Origin of the sequence: Streptomyces sp. NPDC059866, from assembly GCF_042731325.1 — a bacterium.
GTDB lineage: Bacteria > Actinomycetota > Actinomycetes > Streptomycetales > Streptomycetaceae > Streptomyces > Streptomyces flavusporus.
Map to the genome: position 1 here is coordinate 117,863 of NZ_JBHWJT010000012.1, position 20,189 is coordinate 138,051.

The window sequence follows — 20,189 nt, forward strand, 5'->3', positions numbered from 1 at the left end:
GGCGGGGCATGTTTGTCGTACAAATCAAACGCTCGGTGGGGGATCGGAATCGAACCGTCCCGGAGTCGGGACTTCCCCCGTGTGCAGCGGGTAACGTCGGGGCGTGTCCGCCGACCCACTGCACCGCGCCGGAAAGCCACAGCGCAGCACGACGAGTCCGCCGTCGAGCGGCTCGGGGGCGAGCCCGATCGAGGTGCGCCGGAGTGCCCGTCGACGCAGGACGGTCTCCGCGTACCGCGAGGGCGATCGCACCGTCGTGCTCATCCCGGCCCGGATGTCCGAGGCTGAGGAGCAGCGCTGGGTGACCGTCATGCTCGACAAACTGGCCGCCCAGGAGAGCAAGCGGGTGCTCGGCGACGCCGAACTGGCCGAGCGTGCCGAGCGACTGTCCGCCCAGTACTTCGACGGCCGTGCCCGGCCCGCCTCGGTGCGCTGGGTCACCAACCAGAACACGCGCTGGGGCTCGTGCACCCCGTCCGAGGGCAGCATCCGGCTGTCGCACCGTCTGCAGGGCATGCCCGACTACGTCCTCGACTACGTACTCCTCCACGAGTTGGCGCATCTGCTGGTGCCCGGACACGGGCCCCGCTTCTGGCGGCTGCTGGAGGCGTATCCGCGCACCGAGCGGGCGCGGGGCTACCTGGAAGGCGTGGTCGCCGCCGAGCGGTTGCCGCATCTGCCCGGCGCGCGCGGTGAGTGACCCCGCCCTGCAACGGGCTGACCTGCCCTCAGCCACCGCTGAGCAGTGGTTCTGTACCGGGTCTGTACCGACTTCGTCCGGTGTCCGCGTTTGCCGTTAGCCTGGCGCGACGCACTCGCATTCCGGATGGGGGACGGTCGTTACGCATGGCCAGGGAATTCCAACGCGGCCACAAGGCCAGGATCAGTGACCTCACCGCGGGCACGGATCTGTACGTAGGCGTGCAGATCTCGGGTCCCGGACTGAGCTTCGACATCAGTTGCTTCGGTCTGGACGCCGACGAACGGCTGTCGGACGACCGGTACTTCGTCTTCTTCAACCAGCCGAAGTCTCCCGAGGAGTCCCTTCAGCTGCTCGGTGCCCAGGCGGGCGACACGGAGTCCTTCCGGGTCACGCTCGACCGGATCCCGCCGCAGATCCAGAAGCTGTCGTTCACGGCGACGATCGACGGCGCCGGGCAGATGTCGCAGATCAACCCCGGATACATCCGCATCGTCGCGGGCGGTGAGGAGGTGGCCCGGTACTCGTTCAACGGCTCGGAGTTCTCCACCGAACGGGCCGTCATGCTGGGCGACTTCTACCTGAAGGACGTGTGGCGGTTCGCGGCCGTCGGACAGGGTTTCGACGGCGGGCTGGACGCGCTGCTGAAGAACTTCGGTGGTGAGGTCGCCGAGGAGGAGGCGCCGGCCGAGCCTCAGCCGCCCGCCGGTGCCGCTCCCGGGTTCGCCCCGCCCGCCCAGGCCGCCGCGCCGCCCGCGTTCGGAGCCCCGGCTGCACCCGCGTCCACCCCGGCACCCGCCCCGGCTCCCACGCCGCAGCCCGCAGCGCAGGGATTCGCGCCCCCCGCGGGAGCCACCCCGCCCCCGGCGCCCGCACCTCAGGTACACACCGCGCCGACCGTCGTCGCGCCCATGACCCCGCCCGGCGGCGCCGTACCACCGCCCGCCCCGGCGCCCGCGCCGCCCTACGGCCAGCCCGGTCAGCAGCAACCCGCGTACGGCCAGCCGGGCCAGCAGCCGCCCCAGACCTCGTACGGCCAGAGCGCCCCGCTGCCCCCCGGCTACGCACAGCCGCAGGCCCCGCAGGCCCCGCAGGCCCCCACGCCGCCCCCCGGTTACGGACAGCCGACCCCGCCCCCGGGCTACGGGCAGCAGCCCCCCGCCGGGCAGGTCCCCGGTCAGCCGACGGCCCCCTACGGCGTCCCCCAGGGCGGCGCCCCGCAGGCGCCCGGTGTGGCCGGCGCACTCCAGCAGTTCAAGGAGACGCCCACCGGGCAGCGCTGGACGCAGCAGAACAGGAAGCTCGTCCGCGTCGACCTCGGCATCGGCGGCCAGCCCGTGCTTGCCCGGCAGGGCAGCATGGTGCTCTACCAGGGCAAGGTCGACTTCAGCTACAAGGGCGCCGGATTCGCCGGCCGGATCGTGGGCAACGCGACCGGCCAGGAGATGCAGCTGATGCGCTGTACCGGCCAGGGCCAGGTGTTCCTCGCCGAGAACTCCACGATGCTGCACCCCATCGAGCTCCAGGGCGACGGGATCTGCGTCTCCGCCGAGAACGTCCTCGCCTTCGACGAGAGCCTGCAGTACGAGGTCCGCCGCATCGAGGGGCACGGCATCCCGGGCGGCGCGCTGTTCACGATGCAGTTCACCGGCACCGGCACGATCGTCGTCAAGACGCACGGCACGCCCGTCGTGCTGCCGGTCACGCCGACCACGTTCGCCGACTGCAACGCCGTGGTCGCCTGGTCGGCCGCCTCCCAGGTGGTCGTCTCCAGCCAGGTCCGGATGCGCCGCAACTCCTACCCCGGCGACACCGGAGAGAGCGTCAACCTCCAGTTCCGGGGCGCGCCCGGAAACTTCATCGTCGTCCAGCCGTACGAGATCTGAGGGAGAGCCCGTCATGAACCAGCCGCTCGCGGGCTACGCTCCCGCACCCGTCACCGCCCGCATGGAGAACCACGGCAACCACATGCTGAAGGTCGCCATGCAGACCGGAAACGATCTCCTCGCGCGCGTGGGGTCGATGGTCGCCTACGAAGGCTTCGTCCAGTACGAGCCCAACCCGCCGGCCGTCCGGCAGATCGCGAAGGACTGGCTCACCGGTGAGGGCGCGCCCCTGATGAAGTGCTCCGGGGACGGCCTGCTCTACCTCGCCGACTACGGCGCCAACGTCGTCGTGATCAACCTCAACGGCGACGGGATCTCCGTCAACGCCACCAACCTGCTCGCCTTCGACGCGCACCTCACGTGGGGCGTGGAGCGGGTCAAGGGGCTGGCGAAGTTCGCCGGACAGGGCCTGTGGAACACCAGGATCTCCGGGCAGGGGTGGGTCGCGCTGACCTCCCGGGGCAAGCCGATCGTCGTCGACTGCGGCGGTGGCGAGGACGAGACCTACGTCGACCCGGACGCGCTCGTCGCCTGGTCGCCGAACCTCAAGGTGAAGGGCAAGCGCAGCTTCAGGGCGCAGTCGCTCATCGGCCGCGGCAGCGGTGAGGCCTACCAGATGGCCTTCTCCGGCCAGGGCATCGTCGTCGTCCAGCCCAGCGAGGACAGCACCGACCGTCTCCGGGTCCGGGGCTGAGGGGGAGCACCACACCATGCAGAGTCCGCTTTTCGCCCACAACGACCAGCAGACCCAGGAACGCTGGAGCCTGCAGAACAAGCAGATGCTGCGCGTCGCCCTGGAGGGCCACGACGACATCCTGGCCCGCAAGGGCACCATGGTCGCCTATCAGGGGCTCGTCGAGTTCGACGCCGAGTACCAGGGCAACAGCCAGTCACGCGCGCGTGCGCACACCGGCGAGGGCCTGGACCTGATGCGCTGCCACGGGCAGGGCACGGTCTACTTCGCCAACCTCGCCCAGCACATCCATGTGATGGAGGTGGACCAGGAGGGCCTCACCGTCGACAGCAGCTACGTGCTGGCGATGGACTCCTCGCTGCACCACGAGGTCATCGCCGTCGACAGCCTGTACGGCATCTCCGGGTCCGGGAAGTACCAGCTCAACATCACCGGCCGCGGCCAGGTCGCCCTCATGACCTCGGGCGCGCCGCTGCTGATGCAGGTCACCCCGGACAAGTACGTCAACTGCGACGCCGACGCGATCGTCGCCTGGTCCACCGGGCTGCGCGTGCAGATGCAGGCACAGACGCACTCCTCCGGCGTGTGGCGGCGCCGCGGCAACACCGGAGAGGGCTGGGAGCTCAGCTTCATGGGCACCGGCTACGCGCTGATCCAGCCCAGCGAACTGCTGCCGCCGCAGAACGCCCAGATCGGGCAGGGTGCGGCCGCGCAGTTCGGCATGGGGCAGCACGGGGCGCGCGGGCAGAACCAGGGGAACGTCTGGGGCTGAGCCGACGTGACGATCGGTAAGGGGTGACCGCAAACGCGGTCACCCCTTACGCGTTCACAGCCTGGCGCGGGTCGCCTCCAGCAGTCGTACGACAGACTCGTCGGCGACCTTCGGCACCTCGTCGTAGGCGAACCAGCGCACGTCGAGGGACTCGTCACTGACCTCGTGCACCGCGTCCGGCGGGGCCAGGACCGCGTACTGGACGTCGAAGTGGCAGTGGCACGGGGGCGGGATCGGATGCCGGTCGAGCCGCACAGGGCCGCCCGGCAGCAGCGCCAGCCCGTCGACGCCGGACTCCTCCGTGGCCTCGCGCAGGGCCGCAGCCGCCAGGGTGGCGTCGCCCGGCTCGCAGTGGCCGCCCATCTGCAGCCACATCCGCAGTTTCTTGTGCAGGGTCAGCAGCACACGCCCGCGTGAGGGGTCGATCACCAGGGCGCTCGCTGTGATGTGCCCGTCCTGGCACGCCTTCCACATGCCGTCCGGGTGCTCCGCGAGGTGGTCCAGGTAGGCCTGGCGCAACTCTTCCTGGTCCTCGTACTCCTTCAGTGTGAGGACCGCGTTGTCGTACAGGCTCACTCGGTGTCGTCGCCCTTGGAGTCGTCGTCCTTCTTCAGGTTCGGCTTCCCGGCGGAGCCATCCGCCGCCTCGCCGAGCATCTTGTCCAGCTCGGAGAAGTCGATCTGCTCCCGGTGCACGAAGCCGTCCGGGTCGTCCAGGTCGGAGGCCGTCGGCAGCATGTCCGGGTGGGCCCACAGGGCGTCCCGGCCGTCGACACCGCGCGCGTCCGTGAGGGACGCCCACAGACGGGAGGCGTCGCGCAGCCGGCGCGGGCGCAGCTCCAGGCCGATCAGCGTGGCGAAGGTCTGCTCGGCCGGGCCACCCGAGGCGCGCCGGCGACGCAGCGTCTCACGCAGGGCGTCGGCGGACGACAGACGCGGCTTCGCCGCCGCGTGGACCACCGCGTCCACCCAGCCCTCCACGAGCGCCAGAGCGGTCTCCAGACGGGCCAGGGCGGCCTTCTGCTCCGGGGTGTCCTCCGGCTGGAACATGCCCTGCTGGAGGGCGTCCTGCAGCTGCTCGGGGTTCTGCGGGTCGAACTGGCCGACCACGTCCTCCAGCTTGGCCGTGTCGACCTTGATCCCGCGCGCGTACCCGTCGACCGCGCCGAACAGGTGCGAGCGCAGCCACGGCACATGCGCGAACAGGCGCTGGTGGGCGGCCTCACGCAGGGCGAGATACAGCCGCACCTCCTCCTTCGGTACGCCCAGGTCCTTGCCGAACGCCTCGATGTTCACCGGCAGCAGCGCGGCCTTGCCGGACGGGCCGAGCGGCAGGCCGATGTCGGTCGAGCCGACCACCTCGCCCGCGAGCACGCCCACGGCCTGCCCGATCTGCGTACCGAACATCGCGCCGCCCATCGAGCGCATCATGCCGATCAGCGGGCCCGCCATGGCCTGCATCTCCTCCGGCAGGACATCGCCCATGGCCGCGCCGACGCGCTCGGCGACCGGGTCGACGAGCTCCTGCCACGCGGGCAGGGTCGCCTCGACCCACTCCGCGCGGCTCCAGGCCACCGCGGAGGCGGCGCCCGACGGCAGGGACGTGGCATCGTCCAGCCACAGGTCGGCCAGGCGGACGGCCTCCTGGACCGCGGTGCGCTCGGCGGGGCCGACGCTCGCGTCCTTCGAGCCGTCCGACGTGCCCTGGGAGACCGTCTGGCGGGCGATCTGCTTGGCCATGTCCCAGTTCACCGGGCCGCCCTCGTAGGAGAGCATCTGGCCCAGCTGCTGGAACGCGGCGCCCAGATCGGTGGGGTTCAGCGAACCGAACATGGCAGCGAGCGGATTGTCCGCACCGGGGCCGCCAAAGCCTCCGGCGCCGGGCAGCCCGAAACCGAACGGGTTGGCCGGTCCCTGCCCACCACCGCTCTGCTGGTCGTCCTTCTTCTTGCCCTCGTCGCCGTTCTCCGGCTCCTCCGGCGGAAGGCCGAATCCGAATGGGGTGTCACTCACGGGAATCCTCGGCTGGTAAGGCCGCCGGTTCTTTCCGACGGCACGACTGCCCGACAACACCACCCAGCGTAGACACCCGGGGCGGTTCGGGCCTCGGTGCTCCGCCGACTCACGGCCTGCGGCAGGATGGATGCCACCTGGTACGTACGCGTCACTCGCGCTCGTATGTGAAGACAACCGCTGGAGACACCCGGTGAGTTCCCCAGATCCGCAGGTTCGCGCAGCGCGAAACCACTCAACCCCGTCGGCCCCGCGCGGGCCCGTCGTCGCGGTCACCGGCGCCGCGTCCGGCGTCGGCGCGCTGCTCACCGCGCGGCTGGCCGCGTCTGAGGAGATCAAGCAGGTCATCGCCATCGACGAGCGGCGCGGCGAGTGCGCGGCGGCGCAGTGGCACATCCTCGACGTGCGCGATCCGGCGATCGCGGAGAAGCTGCGGGGCGCGGACGTGGTGGTGCACCTGGCGCTCGACCTCGACCTGGAGACCGACGCGGCCGCCCGGACGGCGTACAACGTGCGCGGCACGCAGACCGTGCTGACCGCTGCCGCCGCGGCCGGGGTCCACCGGGCCGTGCTCTGCACATCGGCGATGGTCTACGGAGCGCTGCCGGACAACGAGCTGCCGCTGTCCGAGGACGCCGAACTGCGCGCCACCGCGGAGGCCACGGGGGTGGGGGACCTGCTGGAGATCGAGCGGCTCGCGCGGCGCGCTCCGCGGGCACATCCGGGACTCAATGTGACCGTGGTACGGCCCGGGGTGCTGGTCGGCGGCACCGATACCGCGCTGACCAGGTACTTCGAGTCCCCTCGACTGCTGGTCGTCGCCGGTTCGCGGCCCGCCTGGCAGTTCTGCCACGTCGAGGACCTGTGCAGTGCTCTGGAGTACACCGTCCTGGAGAAGGTCGACGGGGAACTGGCCGTCGGCTGTGACGGGTGGCTGGAGCAGGAGGAGGTCGAGGAGCTGAGCGGGATCCGGCGCATGGAACTGCCCTCGGCGGTCGCGCTCGGGGCGGCGGCCCGGCTGCACCGGATCGGGCTCACACCGTCTCCGGCGGGGGATCTGGCGTACACGATGTACCCGTGGGTGGTGAGCGGGAGCCGGCTGCATGACGCCGGGTGGCGGCCGCAGTGGACCAATGAGGAGGTGCTTGCGGAACTGCTGGAGGAGGTTTCCGGGCGGCACACCGTGGTCGGACGGCGGCTGGGGCGCAAGGACGCCACTGCGGCGGGGGCTGCGGGCGCGACGGTGGCGCTGCTGGGTGCGGCGGCCGTGGTGCGGCGGGCTCGGAAGGCTCGGCGGCGGATCTGAGGCGTGGGAGTACGCAGCCCGGCGCTGGCCGGGTGCAATCCCCGTTTCCCGGTGTCCGACGCGTGAGGCACGATGGAGCCATGGCTGCCATGAACGATCATCCCGGTGAGCAGGGCGCGCAGGATCCCATCAAGCTGATCGGTATCCGTGAGACACCGCTCTCCCTCGACGAGGTCTTCCGAGCCGTCGGGGACGACGCCGCCGGCGGGACCGCGCTGTTCGTGGGGACCGTGCGGGACCACGACGGGGGAGCCGACGTGGACGAGCTCGGATACTCCTGCCACCCGACGGCCGAGGCCGAGATGCGGCGGATCGCCGAGAAGGTCGTCGCCGAGTTCCCGGTGCGGGCGCTGGCGGCCGTGCACCGTGTGGGGGATCTGAAGGTCGGGGACCTCGCCGTCGTCGTCGGCGTGTCGTGTCCGCACCGCGGGGAGGCCTTCGAGGCCTGCCGCAAGCTCATCGACGACCTCAAGCACGAGGTGCCGATCTGGAAGCACCAGAAGTTCTCGGACGGGACCGAAGAATGGGTCGGCGCGTAGCGCCGTCGTTGAGGGGTGGTGGTCGGGCGACGGGTGGGCGGGTGGGCGCCTGCTGAAATCTGTGGGGCTCCGTTAACCCTTCCGGTTGCGTAACCGCACCCCTGACGTGAGCGTTGTCGGTGCAGACGGTTAATCTGCTGATCGGTCAGTCGCAGACGCTCATCGGGTTGGGAGGTCGGCATGGCGGCGCTCGCCTGGTTGCTGATTCCGCTTGTGGCTGCGATCGCCGCAGGCTTGTGGGGCAGTTGGGCCAACCGGACCCGCAGGGCGCGAAGCGACGGCCCCGAGCTGGACGGGTACGCGCGCTTCCGTGAGGCCATGGAGAAGTCCCGCACCAGCCCGTGACCGCCGGGCTGCCCTGACGGTGCGCTGACAGAAACGTCCCGTACTGTCGTTCCATGCCACGCCGCACCGCGACGATGCTCGCCTCCACCCTGATGCTGATCGCGCTCCTGTGCGCGGGAGTACTCATCCCCGTGCCGTACTCGGAGATGTCCCCGGGGCCCACGGTGAACACCCTCGGGGACCACGACGGCGAGCCGGTGCTGCAGATCTCCGGTCGCAAGACCTATCCGACGAGCGGCAACCTCAACATGACCACCGTCCGCGTCACCAGCGCCGACTACCGTATGAACCTCGTCGAGGCCGTCTACGGCTGGCTCGCGCACGACAACAAGGTCGTCCCGCACGACACGCTCTACCCGGACGGCAAGACCGAGGAGCAGTCCACCCAGGAGAACGCCGAGGAGTTCAGCCAGTCCCAGGAGAGCGCCAAGGTCGCCGCCCTGAAGGAACTGGACGTACCGGTGAAGTCATGGGTGATCGTCTCCACCGTGGTCAAGGACTCCCCGGCCGAGGGCAGACTGCACGCCGGTGACGTGATCAAGGCCGTCGACAGTACGACGGTGAAGGCGCCCGCCGACGTCGCCGAACTGGTGACCAGGCACAAGCCCGGCGAGGACGTCGTCTTCACGATCGTGCCCGCCAAGGAGCAGGCCGCCGCCGAGAAGGAGAACCGGACGGCGACGAAGACCGAGAAGGTCACGATCACCACCACGACCTCCGACGACACCGGCGAGAAGCGCGCCATCGTCGGCATCTCCGCGGGCACGGACCACACGTTCCCGTTCACCATCGACATCAAGCTCGCCGACGTCGGCGGCCCCAGCGCCGGCCTGATGTTCGCGCTCGGCATCTACGACAAGCTCACCCCGGGCAGCCTCACCGGCGGCTCGTTCGTCGCCGGCACCGGCACCATCGACGACGAAGGCGAGGTGGGCCCCATCGGCGGCATCGAGATGAAGACCGTCGGCGCACGCAGCAAGGGCGCCCAGTACTTCCTGACGCCCGCCGACAACTGCGCGTCCGCCGCCAAGGACACCCCCAGCGGTCTCACGCTCGTCAAGGTGAACACCATCGACGACGCGCTCGACGCCCTCGAGGACATCCGCAGCGGCGACACCGCCGACCTGCCGAAGTGCACCACCAAGGGCTGAGCAACAGGGATCACGCGCGGCCGGGGGCGCCCGCACGGTCAAGGGCGCCCCAGTGCCGTACAGGCAGACCTCAGTCCTCGAACGTCGCCGCCAGCGCCTGCGCCAGACCCGGCACCAGCTCCGAGCCGGTGAGGACCTCCGTCGGCGAGTCCTTCTCCCGCAGCCGCAGCGCCGACTCCCGCGCGCCGTCCCGCAGGACGGCGACCGTCATCCGGACCTCCTGGCGCTCCGGGTGCCGCGCCACCCACTTCGTGAGCGCGGCCTCGTCCAGGTCCTCCGGAACCTGCGCCTCCGCGGACGGCGGCAGCATCAGCCGCTCCACCGTCAGCGCACAGCCGGCCACCGCATCGGGCCAGGCGATCGTGCCGAGGAACTCATCCAGCGGCTTGTCCGTTGGAACCTCGTCCTGCTCGATCGGGGTGAGACCGGCGGCCTCCTGCTCGTCCCCCAGGCCGAGCTGCGCCGCCAGCGCGGGTTCCTGGGCCCGCAGCTGCGCGGTGTCTACGAGGGCGAAGAGGCGGGCGGGCTGGTCCCAGCCGAGGCCGGAGGCGTACTCGTCGATCTCGAGTACGGCCCGGGTGAGCGGGCTCGCCGCCATGGGTGTGTTGGACATGGTCACAATCCTGCCTCGTTCCCGCCCGGAATCGGGAACCGAGTAAAGCGTGAGTAAGTTGCATAGGTGAGGGCCTACGATCACGGGGCCCACGGACGGCCCGCGACAACGGGGGCCTGACAGACAAACAGCGATTTTTCGAGGTGCCACCTTGGCTTTCCAGATGCCGGACCGCGGCGGAGGCCCGACGGGGCCACGGATCAGAGTGGGCCGCCCGTCCCGGCGAGTCCGGACCCTGCTCATGACACTGGGCGTCCTTGCCGTACTCGGCATGGCGTTCACCATGTTCGCGGGCTTCTGGACTGACTGGCTCTGGTACCGGTCGGTGAACTACTCGTCCGTCTTCACCACCACCTTGTGGACCAAGATCGGACTCTTCTTCGTCTTCGGCCTGCTCATGGCCGTCGCCGTCGGATTCAACATCTGGCTGGCCCACCGGCTGCGCCCGCCGCTGAGCGCGATGTCGATGGAGCAGCAGAGCCTCGACCGCTACCGGATGGGCATCGCGCCCTACAAGAAGTGGCTGCTGTTCGGGATCACCGCCCTGGTGGGTCTGATCGCGGGCGCGTCCGCGTCGAGCCAGTGGCGCACCTGGCTGATGTGGGTCAACGGCGTGCCCTTCGGGCAGAAGGACCCCCAGTTCCAGCTGGACGTCGCCTTCTACGCCTTCGACCTGCCCTGGTACCGGTTCCTGCTCGGCTTCGGCTTCGCCGCCACGATCCTCTCCGTGATCGCCGCCGCGCTCACCCACTACCTGTACGGCGGGCTGCGCATCACCAGCCCCGGCGCGCGCGCCACGGCTGCCGCGACCGGACACCTGTCGGTGCTCATCGGCATCTTCGTCGCCCTGAAGGCGGTCGCGTACTGGCTCGACCGGTACGGCCTCGCGGTCAAGTCCAGCGACTTCAAGGCGACGGACAACTGGACGGGCCTGCGGTACGTCGACGCCAACGCCTATCTGCCGGCCAAGACGATCCTGTTCTGCATCGCCGTCATCTGCGCTCTGCTGTTCTTCGCCACCATCTGGCGGCGCACCTGGCAGCTGCCCCTCATCGGCTTCGGCCTGTTGGTGCTCTCCGCGATCCTCATCGGCGGGCTGTACCCGGCGATCGTGCAGAAGTTCCAGGTCCAGCCGAACGAGCAGGCCAAGGAAGCCCCGTACGTCGCGAAGAACCTCAAGGCGACGCGTGACGCGTACGGCATCGAGGGCACCCAGGTCACCGACTACTCGGGCACGAGCAACACCGAGGACGCGGCCAAGCTGCGCAACGACGTCGACTCCACGGCCAGCATCCGCATCATGGACCCGAACATCGTCTCGCCGACGTTCCAGCAGCTCCAACAGATGCGGAAGTACTACGCGTTCCCGACCAATCTGGACGTCGACCGCTACAGCGCGGAAGGCAAGGACCAGGACACGGTCATCGGTCTGCGCGAGCTGAACTACGCGGGCATCGACAAGCAGAACTGGATCAACAACCACTTCCGCTACACCCACGGATACGGCGTGGTCGCCGCCAAGGGCACCACCGCCGACTCCGAGGGCCGCCCGGTCTTCACCGAGTCCGACCTGCCGTCCAAGGGCCAGCTGGGCACCTACCAGCAGCGGATCTACTACGGCGAGAAGACCAACACCTACTCGATCGTCGGCGGTCCCCAGAAGGAGATCGACTACTCCGACGACAGCGGTGAGAAGACCTACAGCTACGAGGGCAAGGGCGGGATCAACCTCGCCAACCCGATAAACCGGGCCGCGTACGCGGTGGCGCTCAACGAGCCGCAGATCCTGTACTCCGGGGCGATCGGCGAGGGTTCGCGGATCCTGTACAACCGCACCCCGAAGGAGCGTGTCGAGGCGGTCGCCCCGTGGCTGACCATCGACGGCGACGCCTACCCGGCGGTGGTGGACGGCAAGATCCAGTGGATCGTCGACGCGTACACGACGACGAACGGATACCCGTACGCCTCCCGTACGACCCTCGGTACCACCACGGCGGACTCGCTGACCGCGACCAACGACCAGCGCGCGGTGGTGGCCCAGCAGAACCAGGTCAACTACATCCGCAACTCGGTGAAGGCGACCGTCGACGCGTACACCGGCGAGGTCAAGCTCTACCAGTGGGACACCCAGGACCCGGTCCTGAAGACCTGGATGAAGGCGTTCCCCGACACGGTGGAGCCGCGGAGCGAGATCAGCAACTCGCTGATGGCCCATCTCCGCTACCCGCAGGACCTGTTCAAGGTCCAGCGCGAGCTGCTCACCCGCTACCACGTCAAGGACGCCGACACGTTCCTCAGCGGCAGCGAGGTGTGGCAGGTGCCGGACGACCCGACCAACAAGTCGGGCGACGCGGTGCCGCCGTACTACCTGAGCATGAAGATGCCCGACCAGAAGGAACAGGCGTTCTCGCTGACGACGACGTTCACGCCCAACGGCCGTGACAACCTCAGCGCGTTCATGTCGGTCGACGCCGAGGCGGGCACCGGCGGCTACGGCAAGATCAGAATCCTGAAACTGCCCACCAGTACGACGGTCAACGGACCCAAACAGGTCCAGAGCCAGTTCAACTCCGAACAGGACATCGCCGAGTCCATCCGGCTGCTGAGAGGCGGCGACTCGGAAGTGGAGTACGGCAACCTGCTGACGGTGCCACTGAACGGCGGACTGCTGTACGTGGAGCCGGTCTACGTACGCGGTGGCGGACTGAAGTACCCGCTGCTGCGCAAGGTGTTGGTGTCCTACGGCGGCAACACCGCCTTCGAGGACACTCTCGACCAGGCCCTCAACAAGGTCTTCGGAGCGGAGGGTTCGGCCCCGACACCACCGGACGAGGGCGAGGGTGAGGACACGACACCGCCGCCGACAGCGGACAACCCCACGGTCCAGGAAGCGCTCAGCGACGCCCAGAAGGCCTTCGAGGCCGGCCAGGAAGCCCTGAAGAACAACGACTGGGAGGCCTACGGCAGGGCTCAGGAGGACCTGGAGGAGGCGCTGAAGCGGGCCGAGGAGGCGCAGTCGCAGGCCGGTGAAACGGGCGGTGGCGGTGGCAACAGCAGCCCCAAGCCCACCAAGAGTCCCAGCCCCACTGGCAGTCCCAGCCCCACCAGCAGTCCGAACAGCAGCTGATCGAAGCAGCTGATCGAAAAGCTCTCCCCGCGTCGTGATACTGTTGCAGAACAACGACGCGGGGTGGAGCAGCTCGGTAGCTCGCTGGGCTCATAACCCAGAGGTCGCAGGTTCAAATCCTGTCCCCGCTACTGAAGTCGAAGGCCCGGATCCTCCAAGGATCCGGGCCTTCGTGGTGTGCGAACGCATGTGCCGATGTGCCATATCGCCGTGCCGCCGTGGGGAGTTGGCAGAACTGTGTTTGACTTATCTCTCTGTGGGCATGTCGACAAAACGCTGAAGTGACCTCACTGGCTGCGGTATACCAGGTGTACCCAGGTTGCAGGTGGTGCGACGATGGACGTTATGGGGGACAAGGCGACTCTGTTCGAGACAGGGCGATTTGTGCAGCCTTCCGGCCAGGAGGAGACCCGGGACGAAACCGGCGAAGCGGCCGAGGAGGCGCGTCAGCGGCTCGCCGCCGAGGCCGGTGACGTCGAGGCGATGAGCGTCCTCGGCGCCATGCTGCTGCGCCGCGGCGATCTCGACGGAGCCGAACCCCATCTGCGCGCCGCGACCGCCGAGGGCGACCGCGCCGCCGCCAACAACCTGGGCGTCCTGCTGCACCAGCGTGGGTACGCCGACGAAGCCGCCGGGTGGTGGCGGATCGCCGCCGTCGCCGGCAGCGCGGCCGCCGCGCACGCCCTCGGACGGCACCACCGCGAACGCGGTGACGAACCCGCCGCCGAGTACTGGTTGCGCCAGTCCGCCGAACAGGGACACGTCCTGGGCGCCTACGCCCTCGCCGACCTGCTGGAGCACCGCGCCGACGCCGACGCCGAGCAGTGGATGCGGGTCGCCGCCGAGCGGGGCCACCGGGAAGCGGCGTACCGGCTGGCGCGCACGCTTGATCGCCGGGCGGCACAGGAGGGCGGGGCCGGGTCTGACAACGGTGTCGAGCCGCCTGTGGAGGCGGAGGCCGAACAGTGGTACCGGCAGGCCGCCGCACGCGGCCACCGCCGGGCCGCGCTGCACCTCGGGGCGATTCTCGAGAAGCGCGGCGAGCTGAAGGAGGCCGGGCGCTGGTATCTGACGTCCGCCAAGGACGGCGAGGCGCGCGCTGCCTGCGCGCTCGGGTTCCTGCTCCGGGACGCCGGGGACGAGGAGAGCGCCGCCGTCTGGTGGCTGCGCGCCGCGCAGGAGGGCGACGGCAACGCGGCCAACGCACTGGGCGCGCTGCACGCCGAGCGCGGCCAGACCCAGACCGCCGAGCGCTGGTACCGGGCCGCGATGGACGCCGGGGACGTCAACGGGGCCTACAACCTCGGGCTGCTCTGCGCCGAGCAAGGGCGGACCACACAGGCCGAGCAGTGGTACCGGCGCGCGGCGTACGCCGGGCATCGGGAGGCGGCGAACGCGCTGGCGATCCTGCTGCTCCAGGGCGGGGACCAGACCGGGGCCGAGCCGTGGTTCTCCAAGGCCGCGGAGGCGGGAAGCGTGGACGCCGCGTTCAACCTGGGGATTCTGTATGCCGGACGCGGCGAGGACGCGGCCGCGCTGCGGTGGTACGAGCGGGCTGCTGCCGCCGGGCACATCGAAGCCGCGCTGCAGGTCGGGATCGCGCGACTGCGGGACGGGGACGAGCTGGACGCCGAGCGGCATCTTCGGCGCGCGGCCGGTGGCGGGAGCGCGGAAGCCGCCTACCGGCTGGCGGCCCTGCTCGACGCTCGGCGGCCGCCGGCTCCTCAGCACGAGCTGGGGGAGTCGGTGCATGAGAAGTCCGAGTGCGAGGAGTGGTACGAGCGGGCGGCTCATCAAGGGCATCGCAGAGCGCAGGTGCGGGTCGGGATGCTGGCCGCGGCGCGCGGTGATGTGGTCGAGGCGGCTCGGTGGTACCGGGAGGCGGCCGAGGCCGGATCGCGGAACGGAGCGTTCAATCTTGGGCTGCTGCTGGCTCGGGAGGGGAGTGAGCCGGAGGCTGCCGTGTGGTGGACGCGGGCCGCTGACGCGGGGCACGGGCGGGCGGCGCTGCGGCTGGCCCTCGTCTACGCGCGTCGGGGGGAGCTGGCGGAGGGGCAGCGGTGGGCCGACCGTGCCGTGAACCTGGGGCCGGCGGAGGTTGCGGAGCGGGCGGCACGGTTGCGGGATGCCTTGCGGGAGGAGCTGTCGGCGTGACGCCGGCCCGCGCTGGAGCTGGTCCGGCGGGTGCCCGGCGTCGCGGCTGAGGCCGGTCGGGAGCGCAGCCCGGCGTGACGGGGTGCCTCCCCCAGAGGGGGACCCCAGCGCCCACCCGTGCCGCCCCACGTCGGTGCGGGTAACTGATTTGCTTCCTTCCTCGTCCTTGACGTAACGTTGCGTTCATCGACGCGGGGTGGAGCAGCTCGGTAGCTCGCTGGGCTCATAACCCAGAGGTCGCAGGTTCAAATCCTGTCCCCGCTACTGAAGACTGAAGGGCTCGGATCATTCGATCCGAGCCCTTCAGTGCGTTTGAGTGCCCGTACGCAGCAGAAAACCCCGGCACCGTATCGATGCCGGGGCTGACTGGAAGGCTGTCGTTACGCGCTCGCGCAGTTCGGGCAGACGCCGCGGTACGTCACCTCGACGTCCGAGACCGTGAAGCCGAAGCGCTCCGAGTCCGGGAGATCGGCCAGCGGGTTGCCGTTCGGATGGACGTCGCGGATCGCGCCGCACTGGGCGCACACCAGGTGGTGGTGGGGCCGGTGGGCGTTCGGGTCGTACCGCTTGGCGCGCTTGTCGGTGGCGACCTCGAGCACCTCACCCAGGGACACCAGCTCGCCCAGTGTGTTGTAGACGGTCGCCCGGGAGATCTCGGGCAGCTTGGCGACAGCCCGCGCGTGGACCTCGTCGGCCGTCAGGTGGACGTGTTCGCCGTCGAGGACCTCGGCCACGACACGCCGCTGCGCGGTCATCCGCCATCCACGTCCGCGCAGTCGTTCCAGAAGGTCACTCATAAAGCTCAGCTTAGCAGCTGGTAACCAGTTTACGAATAGGTGTGGCTTTGGAGCTCTGCTTGACTTAGACAATGTCCATTGTAGGATCGAGCCTGGCTTTGGCCGAGGAACAGGAACGGTCAGGAATGACGCAGGAGGCGCACGTGACGCAGGGACCGCTTACGACGGAGGCCGGTGCTCCGGTCGCCGACAACCAGAACAGCGAAACCGCGGGCGTCGGCGGCCCGGTGCTCGTCCAGGACCAGCTCCTGCTCGAGAAGCTCGCCCACTTCAACCGTGAGCGCATCCCGGAGCGGGTCGTGCACGCCCGCGGCGCCGGTGCCTACGGCACCTTCACGGTGACCGCCGATGTGACCAAGTACACCCGGGCCGGGTTCCTCTCCGAGATCGGCAAGCAGACCGAGGTCTTCCTGCGCTTCTCGACCGTGGCCGGCAACCTGGGTGCGGCGGACGCCGTCCGTGACCCGCGTGGCTTCGCGCTGAAGTTCTACACCGAGGAGGGCAACTACGACCTCGTCGGCAACAACACCCCGGTGTTCTTCATCAAGGACGCCATCAAGTTCCCCGACTTCATCCACACCCAGAAGCGCGACCCGTACACCGGCTCGCAGGAAGCCGACAACGTGTGGGACTTCTGGGGGCTCAGCCCGGAGAGCACCCACCAGGTGACCTGGCTGTTCGGCGACCGCGGCATCCCCGCCTCGTACCGCCACATGAACGGTTACGGCTCGCACACGTTCCAGTGGAACAACGAGGCCGGCGAGGCCTTCTGGGTCAAGTACCACTTCAAGACCGACCAGGGCATCAAGAACCTGACCGCCGAGGAGGCGGAGATCCTGGCGGGCAAGGACCCCGACTCGCACCAGCGCGACCTGCGCGAGGCCATCGAGCGCGGCGAGTTCCCGAGCTGGACCGTCCAGGTGCAGATCATGCCGGCGGCGGACGCGGCGACGTACCGCTTCAACCCGTTCGACCTCACCAAGGTGTGGCCGCACGAGGACTACCCGCCGATCGAGATCGGGAAGCTGGAGCTCAACCGCAACCCGGAGAACATCTTCGCCGAGGTCGAGCAGTCGATCTTCTCCCCGGCGCACTTCGTGCCCGGCATCGGCCCGTCGCCGGACAAGATGCTCCAGGGCCGCCTCTTCGCATACGGCGACGCCCACCGCTACCGCGTCGGCATCAACGCCGACCACCTGCCGGTGAACCGCCCGCACGCCACCGAGGCGCGCACCAACTCCCGTGACGGCTATCTGTACGACGGCCGCCACAAGGGCGCGAAGAACTACGAGCCGAACAGCTTCGGCGGCCCGTTCCAGACGGACCGGCCGCTGTGGGCCTCCACCTCGGACTTCACGGCCGGTACGGGCAACCACCCGGCGCCGGTGCACGCCGAGGACAACGACTTCGTCCAGGCGGGCAACCTCTACCGCCTGATGTCCGAGGACGAGAAGGAGCGCCTGATCAACAACCTGGCGGGCAGCATCGCCGGGGTGTCGCGCGACGACATCGCCGAGCGGGCGATCAACAACTTCCGCCAGGCGGACGGTGACTTCGGCAAGCGGCTGGAAGCCGCAGTCCAGGCCCTGCGCGGCTGACCACCCACCAGCACTGGATCGCTTGTCGTGGCGACGGGCCGGGTTCCCTCGGGAGCCCGGCCCGTTCGGCGCTGCTAGGCCGGTACCTGCTGCCGGACCGGTACCCAGCAGCGGATGATGTCGCGGACCGAGACGATGCCGACGGGTTCGCGGCGGTCGAGGACGATGAGATGGCGGAAACCGCCGTGCGTCATGGCACGGGCCGCCTCCTGAAGGGTCCAGGCCGGGGCGGCGAAGACGACGTCGGTGGTCGTGTGGGCGTGGGACAGCTCCGTGTCCGGGTCCTGGCCCAGGCCCACGGAGTTGAGGATGTCCCGCTCGGTGAGGATGCCGATGCCGCCGGCGTCGGGGTCGAGGACCACGGCCGCGCCGACCTTGCGGGCGGACATCAGGGCGGCTGCCTGGCGAAGCGTGTGGGTGGGGCCGATGGTGAGGACCACCGTGCTCATGGCGTCGCGGACGAGCATGGGATGGAGCCACCTCCTGAGGGAGCCCCGGCTTCGGTCATCGCACTTTGTTCACCGTTTCACAAGTTCACAAGGCCGGGGATTCTCAGAGTGACAGGCAAAGAGAGGGTCAACAAGGGGGCGTTCAGTAGCGCTGGTTGAGGTAGCCGAGCAACTCGTCGTGGAGCAGGCCGTTCGACGCGGCCGCGTTGCCGCTGTGCGGGCCCGGACGGCCGTCGAGACCCGTGAAGGTGCCGCCGGCCTCCGTCACGATGATCGCGTTCGCGGCCATGTCCCAGAGCGACAGCTCGGGCTCGGCACACATGTCGACCGAGCCCTCGGCGACCATCATGTACGGCCAGAAATCGCCGTACGCGCGCGTGCGCCAGACCTCGCGGGTGAGATCCAGGAAACCGTTCAGACGGTCCTGCTCCTCCCAGCCGGACAGGGAGGAGTACGCGAACGAGGCGTCCGACAGCTTGGAGACCCGGGAGACGTGCAGCCGGGTGGCGGAGGACAGGCTGCGCCCGGTGAAGGCGCCGTGGCCCTTCGCGGCCCACCAGCGGCGGTTCAGGGCGGGGGCGGAGACGACGCCCACGACGGGCTGGTAGCCGCCTTCCGCCGCCTCCATCAGCGAGATGAGGGTGGCCCAGACGGGGACGCCGCGGACGTAGTTCTTGGTGCCGTCGATCGGGTCGATGACCCAGCGGCGCGGGCCGGTGCCCTCGATGCCGTACTCCTCGCCGAGGATCGCGTCGCGGGGGCGGGCGCGTTGCAGCTGGCCGCGGATGAGCTCCTCGGCCGCCCGGTCGGCCTCGGACACCGGCGTCATGTCGGGCTTCGTCTCCACCTTGAGATCGAGGGCCTTGAAGCGGTCCGTCGTCGCGGCGTCGGCGGCGTCCGCGAGGACGTGGGCGAGACGCAGGTCGTCGAGATAGTCGGGCATGGGCGAACGGTATCTGGATCTGTCGGTACGGGGCTATGGGGGGCGGCGTGGGAGGGGTGCCCTGGTGCGCCCCCTCCGCGCCTGTGCGAACCCTTGACAGTGCCCCCGGGCGCGTCAAATCTGGGCAGGAATTCGTTGTCCCGGGAGGCGATGATGCCTGCAGCGCGGGAGTCCCTGCTGGATGCCGCTTACACGGCGCTCGCCCGTCGGCCGTGGGCCGCGGTGCGGATGGTGGACGTGGCCGCGGCGGCCGGGGTGTCCCGGCAGACGCTGTACAACGAGTTCGGCAGCAAGGAGGGGCTGGCCCGGGCGCTGGTACGCAGGGAGGCCGACGGGTATCTCGCCGGCGTCGAACGCGCGCTGGCCACCCACAGCGACGCCCGTGAGCGGCTCACCGCCACCGCGGAGTGGACCACGTCGGCCGCCCGGCAGAACGCGCTGGTACGGGCCATGCTCACCGGCTGCTGGAACGAACGGCTGCCCGCACCGAGGCTGTCGGCGGTGCCGTCCTCCTCCGCCGTACCCGCGCAGCGGCGCGCCGACGGGCCGCTGCCCTCGCCCGGCGACTTCGTGGCGCTCGTCCGCGACCGCGCGGTGGGGGTGCTGGCCGGTCCCGGCGCGCAGCAGACGGACACCGCCGATCTGGCCCGCTCCTGCGAACTGGTCGTCCGCCTCGCGCTGTCCTGCGTGGCCGCACCGCCTGTCGAGGGCGGGGTCGCCGACCTGGTGCGCGGGGCCCTGTACCGGCAGCCGGTGTGAGCCCTCGGCTCAGTGGGCCGAGCCGGACAGCTGGAGGCCGATGATGCCGATGATCACCAGGCTGATCGAGACGATCTTCAATGTGGACACGATGTCGCCGAGGAAGATCATGCCGTAGATGGCGGTGCCGGCCGCGCCGATGCCGGTCCACACCGCGTAGGCGGGGCCCACGTCGAGCTTTTTCAGGGACAGTGTCAGCAGGCCGAAGCTGCCCAGTGCGAAGATGCAGAAGGCGACGGTCGGCCACAGCCGCGTGAAACCGTGGGACAGCTTCAGGCAGACGGCGAAGCCGGTTTCGAGCAACCCGGCCACGATGACCAGCAGCCACGCCATGTGCTGTCCTC

The 20,189-nt window shown here is 69.7% G+C and carries 19 protein-coding genes and 2 tRNA genes; 14 read left to right on the top strand and 7 right to left on the bottom strand.

Annotation, left to right across the window (positions count from 1 at the left end):
* The first annotated feature begins 103 nt into the window (after positions 1-103).
* The 4 genes from ACFV7R_RS19955 (at position 104) to ACFV7R_RS19970 (ending at position 4,052) form a co-directional block, all read left to right on the top strand.
* The gene (locus ACFV7R_RS19955; protein WP_385264990.1) at positions 104-700 is read left to right on the top strand and encodes a M48 family metallopeptidase; all 597 of its coding nucleotides are present in this window, start codon (positions 104-106) and stop codon (positions 698-700) included.
* 146 nt (positions 701-846) lie between these two features.
* Entirely contained in the window at positions 847-2,586 is a 1,740-nt protein-coding gene (locus ACFV7R_RS19960) for a TerD family protein (protein WP_385264992.1), read from the top strand.
* A 13-nt stretch (positions 2,587-2,599) separates the two neighbouring features.
* Positions 2,600-3,280: an AIM24 family protein gene (locus ACFV7R_RS19965; RefSeq protein WP_129802257.1), complete on the top strand. Its 681-nt coding sequence runs from the start codon at positions 2,600-2,602 to the stop codon at positions 3,278-3,280.
* A gap of 16 nt (positions 3,281-3,296) precedes the next feature.
* Positions 3,297-4,052, top strand: a complete 756-nt coding sequence (locus tag ACFV7R_RS19970) for an AIM24 family protein (protein ID WP_385264995.1) — start codon at positions 3,297-3,299, stop codon at positions 4,050-4,052.
* Between the two features lie 54 nt (positions 4,053-4,106).
* On the opposite strand, the gene ACFV7R_RS19975 is transcribed toward ACFV7R_RS19970, so the two are convergent.
* Both ACFV7R_RS19975 and ACFV7R_RS19980 read right to left on the bottom strand, forming a co-directional pair.
* On the bottom strand, positions 4,107-4,628 hold the full coding sequence (locus ACFV7R_RS19975) for an NUDIX hydrolase (RefSeq protein WP_385264997.1): 522 nt from the start codon (positions 4,626-4,628) through the stop codon (positions 4,107-4,109).
* On the bottom strand, positions 4,625-6,064 hold the full coding sequence (locus tag ACFV7R_RS19980; protein ID WP_385265000.1) for a zinc-dependent metalloprotease: 1,440 nt from the start codon (positions 6,062-6,064) through the stop codon (positions 4,625-4,627). Before ACFV7R_RS19980 ends, ACFV7R_RS19975 begins: the two co-directional genes overlap by 4 nt.
* 193 nt (positions 6,065-6,257) lie before the next feature.
* Between ACFV7R_RS19980 and ACFV7R_RS19985 the strand changes: the two genes are divergently transcribed.
* The 4 genes from ACFV7R_RS19985 (at position 6,258) to ACFV7R_RS20000 (ending at position 9,405) form a co-directional block, all read left to right on the top strand.
* Positions 6,258-7,370 carry an SDR family oxidoreductase gene (locus ACFV7R_RS19985; RefSeq protein WP_385265002.1) on the top strand — a complete coding sequence of 371 codons (1,113 nt, stop codon included), beginning with the start codon at positions 6,258-6,260 and terminating at the stop codon, positions 7,368-7,370.
* Positions 7,371-7,450: 80 nt separating this feature from the next.
* Complete coding sequence (locus ACFV7R_RS19990) at positions 7,451-7,909, top strand: molybdenum cofactor biosynthesis protein MoaE (protein WP_385265005.1); 459 nt, start codon at positions 7,451-7,453, stop codon at positions 7,907-7,909.
* 180 nt (positions 7,910-8,089) lie between these two features.
* Complete coding sequence (locus ACFV7R_RS19995; protein ID WP_165396464.1) at positions 8,090-8,254, top strand: hypothetical protein; 165 nt, start codon at positions 8,090-8,092, stop codon at positions 8,252-8,254.
* 53 nt (positions 8,255-8,307) lie between these two features.
* On the top strand, positions 8,308-9,405 hold the full coding sequence (locus tag ACFV7R_RS20000) for a PDZ domain-containing protein (RefSeq protein WP_385265008.1): 1,098 nt from the start codon (positions 8,308-8,310) through the stop codon (positions 9,403-9,405).
* A gap of 70 nt (positions 9,406-9,475) precedes the next feature.
* Here the strand turns inward: ACFV7R_RS20000 and ACFV7R_RS20005 are convergent, their stop codons facing one another.
* Positions 9,476-10,018 (bottom strand): PPA1309 family protein, encoded by a 543-nt coding sequence (locus ACFV7R_RS20005; RefSeq protein WP_129802251.1) that lies wholly within the window; start codon positions 10,016-10,018, stop codon positions 9,476-9,478.
* Between the two features lie 163 nt (positions 10,019-10,181).
* On the opposite strand from ACFV7R_RS20005, the gene ACFV7R_RS20010 reads away from it, so the two are divergent.
* The 4 genes from ACFV7R_RS20010 (at position 10,182) to ACFV7R_RS20025 (ending at position 15,563) form a co-directional block, all read left to right on the top strand.
* Entirely contained in the window at positions 10,182-13,145 is a 2,964-nt protein-coding gene (locus ACFV7R_RS20010) for a UPF0182 family protein (RefSeq protein WP_385265318.1), read from the top strand.
* Positions 13,146-13,202: 57 nt separating this feature from the next.
* A tRNA-Met gene (locus ACFV7R_RS20015) sits at positions 13,203-13,276 on the top strand.
* A 205-nt stretch (positions 13,277-13,481) separates the two neighbouring features.
* Positions 13,482-15,299 carry a sel1 repeat family protein gene (locus ACFV7R_RS20020; protein ID WP_385265011.1) on the top strand — a complete coding sequence of 606 codons (1,818 nt, stop codon included), beginning with the start codon at positions 13,482-13,484 and terminating at the stop codon, positions 15,297-15,299.
* 190 nt (positions 15,300-15,489) lie between these two features.
* Positions 15,490-15,563, top strand: a tRNA-Met gene (locus ACFV7R_RS20025).
* A 116-nt stretch (positions 15,564-15,679) separates the two neighbouring features.
* Here the strand turns inward: ACFV7R_RS20025 and ACFV7R_RS20030 are convergent.
* Positions 15,680-16,096, bottom strand: a complete 417-nt coding sequence (locus ACFV7R_RS20030) for a Fur family transcriptional regulator (protein WP_129802250.1) — start codon at positions 16,094-16,096, stop codon at positions 15,680-15,682.
* 125 nt (positions 16,097-16,221) lie between these two features.
* Here ACFV7R_RS20030 and ACFV7R_RS20035 point away from each other — a divergent pair, with 125 nt between their 5' ends.
* Positions 16,222-17,694 carry a catalase gene (locus tag ACFV7R_RS20035; protein ID WP_385265014.1) on the top strand — a complete coding sequence of 491 codons (1,473 nt, stop codon included), beginning with the start codon at positions 16,222-16,224 and terminating at the stop codon, positions 17,692-17,694.
* Positions 17,695-17,768: 74 nt separating this feature from the next.
* Here the strand turns inward: ACFV7R_RS20035 and ACFV7R_RS20040 are convergent, their stop codons facing one another.
* Together ACFV7R_RS20040 and hisN are read right to left on the bottom strand one after the other, a co-directional pair.
* The gene (locus tag ACFV7R_RS20040; RefSeq protein ID WP_385265017.1) at positions 17,769-18,161 is read right to left on the bottom strand and encodes a cyclic nucleotide-binding/CBS domain-containing protein; all 393 of its coding nucleotides are present in this window, start codon (positions 18,159-18,161) and stop codon (positions 17,769-17,771) included.
* A gap of 124 nt (positions 18,162-18,285) precedes the next feature.
* Positions 18,286-19,086, bottom strand: a complete 801-nt coding sequence (gene hisN / locus ACFV7R_RS20045) for a histidinol-phosphatase (protein ID WP_129802247.1) — start codon at positions 19,084-19,086, stop codon at positions 18,286-18,288.
* A gap of 150 nt (positions 19,087-19,236) precedes the next feature.
* Here hisN and ACFV7R_RS20050 point away from each other — a divergent pair, with 150 nt between their 5' ends.
* Complete coding sequence (locus ACFV7R_RS20050; protein WP_385265020.1) at positions 19,237-19,845, top strand: TetR/AcrR family transcriptional regulator; 609 nt, start codon at positions 19,237-19,239, stop codon at positions 19,843-19,845.
* A 9-nt stretch (positions 19,846-19,854) separates the two neighbouring features.
* Here the strand turns inward: ACFV7R_RS20050 and ACFV7R_RS20055 are convergent, their stop codons facing one another.
* The gene (locus tag ACFV7R_RS20055; protein ID WP_129802245.1) at positions 19,855-20,178 is read right to left on the bottom strand and encodes a multidrug efflux SMR transporter; all 324 of its coding nucleotides are present in this window, start codon (positions 20,176-20,178) and stop codon (positions 19,855-19,857) included.
* Positions 20,179-20,189 lie beyond the last annotated feature (11 nt).

Bases quoted from the DNA above. Each gene is read 5' to 3' on its own strand.
- ACFV7R_RS20040 (WP_385265017.1), bottom strand. From the start codon at position 18,161: ATGCTCGTCCGCGACGCCATGAGCACGGTGGTCCTCACCATCGGCCCC.
- ACFV7R_RS20055 (WP_129802245.1), bottom strand. From the start codon at position 20,178: ATGGCGTGGCTGCTGGTCATCGTGGCCGGGTTGCTCGAAACCGGCTTC.
- ACFV7R_RS20020 (WP_385265011.1), top strand. From the start codon at position 13,482: ATGGACGTTATGGGGGACAAGGCGACTCTGTTCGAGACAGGGCGATTT.
- ACFV7R_RS19970 (WP_385264995.1), top strand. From the start codon at position 3,297: ATGCAGAGTCCGCTTTTCGCCCACAACGACCAGCAGACCCAGGAACGC.
- ACFV7R_RS20035 (WP_385265014.1), top strand. From the start codon at position 16,222: ATGACGCAGGAGGCGCACGTGACGCAGGGACCGCTTACGACGGAGGCC.
- hisN (WP_129802247.1), bottom strand. From the start codon at position 19,086: ATGCCCGACTATCTCGACGACCTGCGTCTCGCCCACGTCCTCGCGGAC.
- ACFV7R_RS20000 (WP_385265008.1), top strand. From the start codon at position 8,308: ATGCCACGCCGCACCGCGACGATGCTCGCCTCCACCCTGATGCTGATC.
- ACFV7R_RS20005 (WP_129802251.1), bottom strand. From the start codon at position 10,018: ATGTCCAACACACCCATGGCGGCGAGCCCGCTCACCCGGGCCGTACTC.
- ACFV7R_RS19965 (WP_129802257.1), top strand. From the start codon at position 2,600: ATGAACCAGCCGCTCGCGGGCTACGCTCCCGCACCCGTCACCGCCCGC.
- ACFV7R_RS19990 (WP_385265005.1), top strand. From the start codon at position 7,451: ATGGCTGCCATGAACGATCATCCCGGTGAGCAGGGCGCGCAGGATCCC.
- ACFV7R_RS20030 (WP_129802250.1), bottom strand. From the start codon at position 16,096: ATGAGTGACCTTCTGGAACGACTGCGCGGACGTGGATGGCGGATGACC.
- ACFV7R_RS19960 (WP_385264992.1), top strand. From the start codon at position 847: ATGGCCAGGGAATTCCAACGCGGCCACAAGGCCAGGATCAGTGACCTC.
- ACFV7R_RS19995 (WP_165396464.1), top strand. From the start codon at position 8,090: ATGGCGGCGCTCGCCTGGTTGCTGATTCCGCTTGTGGCTGCGATCGCC.
- ACFV7R_RS20050 (WP_385265020.1), top strand. From the start codon at position 19,237: ATGATGCCTGCAGCGCGGGAGTCCCTGCTGGATGCCGCTTACACGGCG.
- ACFV7R_RS20010 (WP_385265318.1), top strand. From the start codon at position 10,182: ATGCCGGACCGCGGCGGAGGCCCGACGGGGCCACGGATCAGAGTGGGC.